The following is a 9,457-nucleotide window of genomic DNA, read 5'->3' on the forward strand; positions in this document are numbered from 1 at the left end:
CCGTCCGTGATTTCGGGGTAGAACCCAAGGCATGCTGCCCTGGCCTCGCCGCTCGCCCGCAGACGCCTTCCGAGAAGGCGCTGCCTGATGCAATTTCATAACACCCCCGCCGGCCGGTATCATGCGCCGATGCTTGCGACCGCTCCCAGCACCATGCTTGGCCGCCTACGTGCTTCGGCGCGGCTGGCGGCGCTGGTGCTACTGGTATTCGCGATGAAGATCGGCGTAGTCGCCGCCTGCGCCCAGCACGACTTTGCCCTTTTGGGGCTGGGGACTGATTCCACCCACCAGTTGATCGTGAATTCTGTGTCGGACACGGATGGCGCAGACCCGGCCCAAGGCACGTTGGCGCAGGGTAGCGCCTGCACGCACTGTAGCTGCCCCCATGCAGTGGCCGTCCCGGTGACGCCCCACACCATGGCAACAGCCCTGCCACACGCACGGTTTGGCTATGTCGTATCGGCCAATCGCAGTGCACCTGTGCTCCTGGAGCTTCGACCTCCCATCGTCTGATCGACATCCATCATCCCTCCACTCGTCATGCGTGGGAGGGGCCCGTCGATTCAGAGGATTGATTCATGCCTGTTTTCCATTCGTCACGGCGACGTTTCGTCGTGCGTGCGGCCGTCGCCCTGCTGGCCATCGGCTCTTGGCTCACACCTGCCTGGGCCGCTGACGCGAGCACCGCTCCGCCCGCCATCCGTCAAGCGCTGCAAGCCGCCTGGCAGCAGCACCCGTCTTACCGGGCGACCGAAGCGCAGTTGGCCGCCGCCCGTGCCCGCCTGACCGCCGCAGGACAGCCGCTGTACAACCCGGAGCTGGAGCTGTCCAGCGACGATGAAGGTACCGAACGAACGAACAGCGCCGGCCTGAACTTGACCTTGGACCTGAGCGGCAAACGGCGGGTCCGTCGCGATGCCGCCAGCGCCCGCGTCGATCAGGTCACCGCCGAAGCGCGGGTGCGCCGACGCGATTTCGCCCGGCAGTGGTTCGCCGGTTGGGCCGATCTGCAGACGGCGCAGCAGCGCGTGCGTACCGGCGAACGTCGGTTGGCGTTGGTGACCCGGTTTGCCGAACTGGCCGAGAAGCAATTCACGGCCGACGACATCTCCGGCCTGGAGCGCGATCTGGCGCTGCTCGCCCGGGATGAGGCGGAGGCGGAACAGGCGCAGTTGCTGGCCGACCAGGCCGATGCCGAAGCCCGCTTCCGCACGGTCGGCGGAACGTCCGAGTGGATCGCCGGCACGGCGCTGCCGACCGACCTGCTGCCGGCCCCGGAAACCGCCGTTGATGGTGTCGAGTCTCTGCCGGACTGGCAGGCCGCGCAGGCTGCGGCCACCGCCGCCGAACGCGAGGTCACGGTGGCGCGCCGCAACCGTATCGCAGACCCGACCGTCGGCGCCTATGGCGGGCGCAGGGAATACGACGTTGGTGGCCTGACCGACAATGTCGTCGGGGTCACCCTCACCATCCCGCTGTTCGTACGCAATTCGTACCGCGCCGAAGTCGTTGCCGCCCAGGCCGATGCGGACGTGGCGCAGGCCGATCTGCGGCGGGTGCAACTGGAACTGGAAGCCGACCGCCGCCGCACGATTGACAGCTATGCCGCGGCGTTCGCGGCCTGGAAGCGATGGAAGAACAGTCGCGGTACCGATGTTGACAGGCGCGCCAACCTGTTGGAAAAACTCTGGCGCGAGGGCGAACTCTCCACCGCCGATTACCTGCTGCAGCTCAAGCAGACCCTCGACACGCAACTCGCCGGTGCCGAACTCGAAGCGCGCCTGTGGCGCCACTACGCTGATTACCTTGCCGCCACCGGCCAGCTCGAACGCTGGGCCGGCCTGGAGGGTACCCCATGAGAACCCTACTGATGACGCCGTCCCGACTGATCATGCTGCCGCTTGCTGCGGCATTGCTGCTGGCGATTTCCGCTTGCTCGAAAGCGCCAGAGACTGAATCGACCCACGCGCCCACCGCCGAACATGCCGAGTCGGGTGAAGCCGATCATGCCGAAGGTGCGGAAGCGCACGCTGAAGCAGGCGAAGAAGGCGAAGCCGCCAAGCCAGTGAAGATGGACGAGGCCGCGCTCAAAGCCGCCGGTATCAAGTTGCAGACGCTGCAACCGTCCTCGCTCAGCGAGGAACTGCGTGCACCGGGCGAAGTGGTCGACAGCGCCTATGGCACGACCTTGATCACGCCCCGTGTCGAATCGCTCGTAGTCCGCCGGCACGCCAAGCTCGGTGATGAAGTGCGCGCCGGCGCGCCGTTGGTGACGCTGGCCAGCGTCGAGGTGTCCGACGCGCAGGCCGATCTGCGCATTGCCGAACAGGAGTGGCGGCGTGTCTCGGCCTTGGGTCGCGAGGCCGTTGCCGGCCGCCGCATCAACGAAGCCAAGGTGGCAGTCGAGCGTGCCCGCGCCAAGGCGCAGGCCTACGGCTTGCCTGGCACATCGAGTGGCAGCGTCAATGGTCAATTCACCCTGACCGCGCCGCATGCCGGCCGCCTCACCGAGGACGATTTTGTCGTCGGCGAGCGCATCGAGCCGGGCAAGGCGCTGTTCCGACTGGTGGACGAGTCGACCGTCTGGGTGGATGCCAAGTTGCCGTCTGGCACAGCCTCCCGCATTGAGGCCGGAAGCGCGGCAACCATCGTGGTGGGTGGGGAGCATCTTGTCGGCAAGGTGCTACGTAGCGCCCATCGCACGTCCGAAGCCACCCGCAATGCTTCAGTCCGGGTCGAGGTGCCGAACGAGGGCGACCGTCTGCATGGCGGCGATTTCGTCGAAGTGTATTTCGAGGCCGCTCCTGCGGCTAATACGGACAACAAATCCGCCACGCAGCTAGCCGTCCCAACCGATGCATTGGTGCAACTTGAAGGTGAAACCGTGGTATTTCGTCGCAACCGCGCTGGGGCTCTCGAACCCGTTCCGGTGCGCGTGGGTGAAGTGATCGGCGATCGCACCGTCATCCGCGAAGGGTTGAAGGCAGGCGATAACGTCGTGGTCGCCGGTGCGTTTGCGGTCAAGTCGCAGATTCTCAAGGCGCAACTGGGAGAGGGTCATGGTCATTGATCTCTCCCTCGTGATACGCGGAGGTGCGCCATGCTGAATCGCCTGGTCGAACTTTCCCTGCGCTACAAGTTTCTGGTGCTGATCGCTTTCGCGGTGGTGGCCTTCCTCGGTATCAGCGCAGTGCGCAACGTGCCCATCGACGCCTTTCCGGACGTCACGCCCGTCCAGGTCAACGTCTATACCGAGTCCCCCGGCCTGGCCGCGGAGGACATCGAACTTCTGTTGACAACCCCGATCGAATCGGCGCTCGCCGGTCTGCCGAAAGTGCAGGAAATCCGATCGGTCAGCCTGTTTGGTCTGTCATATGTCGCCGTCTATTTCGAGGACGACATGGACATCTATTTCGCGCGGCAGCTGGTCAACGAGCGACTGCAGGAGATTGGCGATCGACTGCCCGAAGGTTATGGCAAGCCGAGCATGGGGCCCAATACCTCCGGTCTGGGTCAGGTGTTCTGGTACACGGTCGAGCGTGCTCCGGGCGTCAGCAAGGATCAGGTCACCGACATGGACCTGCGCACCTGGCAGGAATGGACGGTGCGCCTGATCCTGCGCACCGCTCCTGGTGTGGACGATGTCTCCTCCTGGGGCGGCGGCGAGCGCGAGTATCAGGTCCAGATCGATCCGCAACGGCTCTATGCGCGCGGACTGGGGTTTGGCGACGTGATCAACGCGATTCCGGCCAACAACGGCCAGGTCGGCGGCAACGTCATGGACGTGGGGCGCGAACAGTTCCTTGTTCGTGGCCTGGGCCTGTTGCGATCTACCAAGGATATCGGTGAGATCGTGCTCAAGGCCGAGGATGGCGTGCCGGTGTATTTGCGCGATGTGGCCACCGTGGTGGAAGCCCCGGCACCGCGTTTTGGTGCGGTGACCCGCGACGGCGAGGAAGTCGTGCTGGGCATGGCCCTGGCGCGCATCGGCGAGAACGCCAAGGACGTGGTCGAAGCGGTCAAGGGCAAACTCGATGTCGTACGCGATGCGTTGCCAAAGACTATGGTGCTCAAGCCGATTTACGAGCGCACCGACCTGGTCAACAAAGCGGTGGGGACAGCAACTCGCGCGTTGATCGAAGGCTCGATCCTGGTGGCGATCATCCTGTTCCTGTTCCTGGGCGAACTGCGCTCGGCGCTGGTCGTGATCGTGACGTTGCCACTGGCGATGCTGATTGCCTTCATCGGGATGGGCCAGGTTGGCCTGTCGGCCAACCTGATGTCGCTGGCTGGATTAGCGATCGGCATCGGCATGATGGTCGACGGCGCGGTGGTGATGGTCGAGAACGCCTTCCGGATCATGGCCGAGCGTCTCGAACACGGCGAAAAGGTCGACAGGACCTCCGCGGTGCTGGCGGCGGCGAAGGAAGTGGCCAATCCGATTACGTTTGCGATCGGCATCATCATCGTCGTGTTCCTGCCGCTGTTCGCGCTGGAAGGACTCGAAGGCAAGATGTTCAAGCCGATGGCCTTCAACATCGCCTTTGCGATGGCAGGTTCGCTGATCCTGAGTCTGACCCTGATCCCGGTGCTGGCCTCGATGATCCTCAAGCCCAAGCCGGAGCGCGATACGTGGCTGGTCGCCAAAATCAAGCGCGGCTACCGGCCGCTGCTGGACAAGGCGCTCGCACGCAAGCGGGTGGTCGTGGTCAGCGCCGTCCTCGCGCTGGTGGCAAGCCTAGCGCTGTTCCCGTTCCTGGGTAAGGAGTTCATGCCGCAGTTGCAGGAAGGCTCGATCATGTGGCGCGTCACGGGCATCCCGTCGACTTCGCTGAACGAATCGATCGAGACCAGCAACACCATTGCCAAGGCATTCGAGCAGTTTCCGGAGGTCGAAACCACGCTGGCGATGATCGGCCGCGCCGAGAAGGGCGAAACTGCCGACGTCAACTACATGGAAATCTACACCGCCCTCAAACCTGAGGACGAGTGGACCTCGGGCCGAAACATCAAGCAACTCGAAGAAGCCATGCAGGAGACGCTGGAACAGGTCGTGCCCAACGTGGTGCCGGGCTACACCCAGCCGATCCAGATGCGCGTGGAGGAACTGATCTCGGGCGTGCGCGCGACCTTGGCGCTGAAACTCTATGGCGAAGACCTGGAGGAACTCGACCGCATCAGCGGCCAGCTCAAGACTGTCCTCGGCAAGGTGCAAGGGGTGGCCGATCTCTCGCTGGAAGCCAATGTCGGCAAGCCGCAGATCCGCATCCAGGTCGATCGTGACGAACTGGCCCGCCACGGCATGAACGCCGAGGAAGTGCTGACCATCGTCCGCAATGGCCTGGGCGGTGAGCCGGTGAGCGTGCTGCTCGACGGCGTGAAGCGGTTCGACATCGCGGTGCGGTTGAGCGATGCGACACGCGATTCGGTCGAGGCCTTGCGGCAGATCCCGTTGCGCACAGCCGCCGGTGCCCTGGTGCCGTTGTCGGAGGTTGCTGACGTGAGTGTGGCCGAAGGCTACTCCTTCGTTCGCCGCGAGCAATTGCAACGCTACGCCGTGATCCAGATGGACGTGCGCGACCGAGACGTCGACGGTTTCGTCAAGGAGGCTGAGGCCGCGATCAAGCAGCAGGTGAAACTGCCCGCAGGTTACTGGATCGAGTGGGGCGGCGCATTCGAGAACCAGCAACGCGCCTTGGCGAAGTTGGCGTTGATCGTGCCGATCACGATCTTCTTCATCTTCGTGCTGCTCTATACCGCGTTCAACTCGATCAAGTATGCCGCGCTGATCCTGGCCAACGTGCCGTTCGCCACCATCGGCGGCTTGATCGCACTGTTTGTAACCGGCCAATATCTGTCGGTGCCCTCGGCGATCGGTTTCATTGCGGTGTTCGGCGTGGCCATGCTCAACGGTATCGTGCTGGTGAGCTTCCTCAACGAGTTGCGCGACAAGGGACGATCGGTGCGTGAGGCCGTGATCCAAGGTACGGCCTTGCGGTTGCGCCCTGTGCTGATGACGGCCAGCGTCGCGATCCTGGGCCTGGTGCCGATGCTGCTGTCCAGCGGCGTCGGCGCCGAGACCCAGCGTCCATTGGCGACGGTGGTCGTGGGCGGCCTGATCAGCTCGACGTTTCTGACGCTGATCCTGTTGCCCGTCTTGTACGAATGGCTGGAAAACCGCGCTGAGCGCAAAGCACAGGAGACCACTCCATGAAACAGATCAAGGCGTTCGTGCACCGCAACCGGGTCACTGATCTGATCCACGCACTGGAGGCTGCCGGTTTCCAGCGACTGAGCCTGTTCGACGTGAAAGGCCTGCTACGCGCACTCAGTGCGCGCGAGCAGCAGTACTCGGTCGAGTTGGGCGACAAGGTCATCAATGAAATACAGATGGAGTTGTTCTGTGAAGACGATGACGAGGGTCGGAATTGGGAGCGCAACTTGACCACCATACCCCCGATAAATCGACCTAATCCACGCTCCGCCACTGCCGACTAGACCCGCCAGACTATCCCGGTGCGATTTCCACCTTACGCCGCCTCTCGATGTTCGTAGTACGGGTGCTGCTTGTCGTCGAAGATGGCGTATAGCTCATCCAGATTGGCCGGATCGGGGTTCAGCCATGCATCGATGTGCTCGGGCTTGATGTTGATGATGGTCCGGTCGTGGCCGGCTGCGGCGACTTCGGGTTCGGGCTCGTCAGTGATGGCGGCAAATGACCACAAGTCGGGGGCTTGGCCCTTGGGATCGACCCAGTGGGAGTAGAGACAAGCGATGTACATCGTTTCACCGGTGCGTGGGCGGAACTGAATCTCCTTGCTGCCGCCCCTGCCGTCATCCACGTTCTCGTAGAACGTCTCCGCCAGCATCAATGCATGCGTGTGTCCGAATTGTTGACGCCAGAACCGTGTCAGGTTGTCACGTCGGGCGTTGTAGGTGCCGGAGATCTGGCCCGATTTGGTGCGATCGATCGATGCCTCCATCCCAGCGGGCCGGCAGTGGTAGCGCATGGGGCGTACGACCTTCTTGCCGTTTTCGATGATGAGTACCGGTGCGTACCAGTCGGGAAAGATGCGGTCATCTCGCGCAGGGTCGTGTCGGGTACGCTTGGCATCCTCGATCCAGCGCTGCATCTGTTTGATCTTGTTGCTGGCGATCCGCTGCTCGTTGAGCGCGGCCTTGGTTTCCTTGACGTCCAGCTTCGCTTCGGCTGCGGCAAGCCGGGCTTGCTGTTTCGCAAGTTCAGCCTCGCTCTCGACCAGCCTGCGTCCGTTCCATACGGCGATGAGATCCTGAATCTTCCGTTCCAGCTCCGTTCTGGGTCGCATGAAATTCAGATCCATGCCTTTGGGGATTTTCATTCCGTCGGACAGTCTTTGACGGGCGCGGTATCGCTCGTCGCGATTCAGGTATAGCGTCCAGAACGCCTTGATGTCGACGTCAGCACCGAACTCGCGCACATAGTTGTCGTACTTGGCCCAGCACTCAGCGGAATAACACACGATCCGGCTCCGGTTCGCTTGGCACATAAGCATCCTGCCATGCCCGCGTGTTCCACTGCGCGGAACACGCACGTATTCAGCGAAATACTAATGGCGAGCGGCTGGGCCCGGGCGTAGGCTCGCTACCCCGTGTCTCAGCTGGTGAGTCACGGGCGTGTGAGGATCTTGCGCCATGCACAACACAGCCCATCGTGACCCGCCGACCCTGATCGGCCCGGTGTCGGTCCTGACCCAGCGCCAACTGCCGCTACTGGCCATGCAGGCCGCTTGTGGCTTCCCCAGTCCTGCCGAGGATTTCTTCCGCGAGGAGGACCGGCTTGACCTCAACGAGAAGCTGATCGTCAACCCGCCAGCGACCTTCCTGGTGCAAGCTGACTGCGGCGGCTCGATGGTTGATTACGGAATCCACGATGGCGACTTGCTGATCGTGGATCGTTCGATCACCGCACGCCCTGGGCATACCGTCGTGGTTCTATGGGAGGGTGGCTTCACGGTCAAGAAGCTCTACTGCCGTGATGGCCGCATCGTTCTGGCCTCCAGTGCCGGCTACCCGCCGATCATCGTGCCCGAGGATGTCGAGCTGGATATCTGGGGCGTGGTTCGCAGCAACGTGCATTTCCATGTCTGAGTCCGCACCACGTTTCGGCCTGATCGACGGCAACACGTTCTACGTGTCCTGCGAGCGCGTCTTCGACCCGAAGCTGCGGGGGGTGCCGACGGTCGTTCTGGGCAATGGCGATGGCTGTTGCATCGCCCTGTCACCCGAGGCCAAGGCATTGGGGCTGAAGATCGGGACGCCAATCTTCCAGGTGCCTGATGCCATCCGAAAGCAGGTTCAGGTCCGGTCGGCAAACTTTGCGCTGTACGGCGATCTCTCGGCCCGCATCGTCACGATCCTGCGCGACCTGTTCCCACGGGTAGAGGTCTATTCCATCGACGAAAATTTCGTGGATGTGGAGGGCCTGAAGGATCCCATCGCGGCCACGCTGGAAGCCCGCGAACGCATCCTGCAATGGGTCGGCATTCCCTGCTGCGTCGGCCTCGGCAGCACGCGCACGCTGGCCAAGGCGGGCAACAAGCTGGCGAAGGTGCAGTCCAAGCGAGCCGTGCAGGCAGGCCGGCTGGCCGTGTTCCAGGCCACGCCGGCGAACATCAACCAGTTGCCGGTGGAAGATGTCTGGGGCGTTGGCCGGCGCTATGCGGCCCGGCTCGCACAGGAAGGGGTGGAGACTGCGGCCGACTTGGCCGCGTTGCCTGCGGAGTCCTTGCGCGCCCGTTATGGCGTGGTGCTGGCACGGACGCAACAGGAGTTGCGCGGGGTGTCGTGCGGCGATCTGGAGCTGGAGGTACCGGATCGCGAGCAGATCGTGGTCTCGCGCACCTTCGGGCGCGATGTCGCCGATCCCTGCGATGCGTTGGCCACATTCGCAACCGTGGCTTGCGAGAAGCTACGCCAGCGCGGTCTTGCCGTCGCTGCGGTGTGGGTCTGGCTGGACGGCAATGCGCACAAGGGCGATGGCTTCCACGTCTCACGCGCCGTGCCCTTGCCGCTCCCGACCCGGGATACCCGCGATGTGTTGCGTGCCGTGCGCTGGCTGGCCACATCGATCATGCGCCCGGGGCAGAAATTCAAGCGCGGAGGTGTCGGGCTGGCGGATCTGGTGCGGGGTGAACGACGTCAAGCGGACATGTTCTCCTTACCGGATCCGCGTCGGGAGCGCGGCATGGAGGTACTGGATCGTATCAATGCCAAGTTCGGCCGCGGGACGGTAGGGATTGGTAGTGCGGGTTGGCGTGTGGGTGGCGCACGTCCTGACGAACGCCGCTGGGGCAGCAGGGACGCCCAGTGGCGACCAATGCTCAAGACACTATCGCCGGCCTATACGACGAAGTGGAGCGAGTTGTTGCGGGTGCGGTAGATGCGCTTGTGAGTACCGGTTGGCATCAAGGGCTCG

8 protein-coding genes are annotated in these 9,457 nt (G+C 63.4%); 7 read left to right on the plus strand and 1 reads right to left on the minus strand.

Annotated elements, in window-relative coordinates:
• Positions 1–129: 129 nt before the first annotated feature.
• The 5 genes from M9902_RS09600 to M9902_RS09620 all read left to right on the plus strand — a co-directional run bounded on the left by M9902_RS09600 (position 130) and on the right by M9902_RS09620 (position 6,498).
• On the plus strand, positions 130–513 hold the full coding sequence (locus tag M9902_RS09600) for a hypothetical protein (RefSeq protein ID WP_297222571.1): 384 nt from the start codon (positions 130–132) through the stop codon (positions 511–513).
• 65 nt (positions 514–578) lie between these two features.
• On the plus strand, positions 579–1,859 hold the full coding sequence (locus M9902_RS09605; protein WP_297222573.1) for a TolC family protein: 1,281 nt from the start codon (positions 579–581) through the stop codon (positions 1,857–1,859).
• A gap of 11 nt (positions 1,860–1,870) precedes the next feature.
• On the plus strand, positions 1,871–3,070 hold the full coding sequence (locus M9902_RS09610) for an efflux RND transporter periplasmic adaptor subunit (RefSeq protein WP_297222575.1): 1,200 nt from the start codon (positions 1,871–1,873) through the stop codon (positions 3,068–3,070).
• Between the two features lie 30 nt (positions 3,071–3,100).
• A complete protein-coding gene (locus tag M9902_RS09615) occupies positions 3,101–6,214 on the plus strand; it encodes a CusA/CzcA family heavy metal efflux RND transporter (protein ID WP_297222577.1) in 3,114 nt (1,037 codons plus the stop codon).
• Positions 6,211–6,498, plus strand: coding sequence for a P-II family nitrogen regulator (locus M9902_RS09620; protein ID WP_297222578.1), 288 nt, complete (start codon positions 6,211–6,213; stop codon positions 6,496–6,498). Before M9902_RS09615 ends, M9902_RS09620 begins: the two co-directional genes overlap by 4 nt.
• 32 nt (positions 6,499–6,530) lie before the next feature.
• Here M9902_RS09620 and M9902_RS09625 read toward each other — a convergent pair whose 3' ends face one another.
• Positions 6,531–7,502 carry an SOS response-associated peptidase family protein gene (locus M9902_RS09625; RefSeq protein WP_297222581.1) on the minus strand — a complete coding sequence of 324 codons (972 nt, stop codon included), beginning with the start codon at positions 7,500–7,502 and terminating at the stop codon, positions 6,531–6,533.
• Between the two features lie 172 nt (positions 7,503–7,674).
• On the opposite strand from M9902_RS09625, the gene umuD reads away from it, so the two are divergent.
• Both umuD and M9902_RS09635 read left to right on the plus strand, forming a co-directional pair.
• Complete coding sequence (umuD, locus tag M9902_RS09630) at positions 7,675–8,130, plus strand: translesion error-prone DNA polymerase V autoproteolytic subunit (RefSeq protein ID WP_297222583.1); 456 nt, start codon at positions 7,675–7,677, stop codon at positions 8,128–8,130.
• Positions 8,075–9,421 (plus strand): Y-family DNA polymerase, encoded by a 1,347-nt coding sequence (locus M9902_RS09635; protein WP_297222585.1) that lies wholly within the window; start codon positions 8,075–8,077, stop codon positions 9,419–9,421. The genes umuD and M9902_RS09635 overlap by 56 nt, the downstream gene beginning before the upstream one ends.
• The last annotated feature ends 36 nt before the right edge of the window (positions 9,422–9,457 follow it).

The organism is Thermomonas sp. (genome assembly GCF_023953935.1).
Classification (GTDB): Bacteria; Pseudomonadota; Gammaproteobacteria; order Xanthomonadales; family Xanthomonadaceae; genus Thermomonas.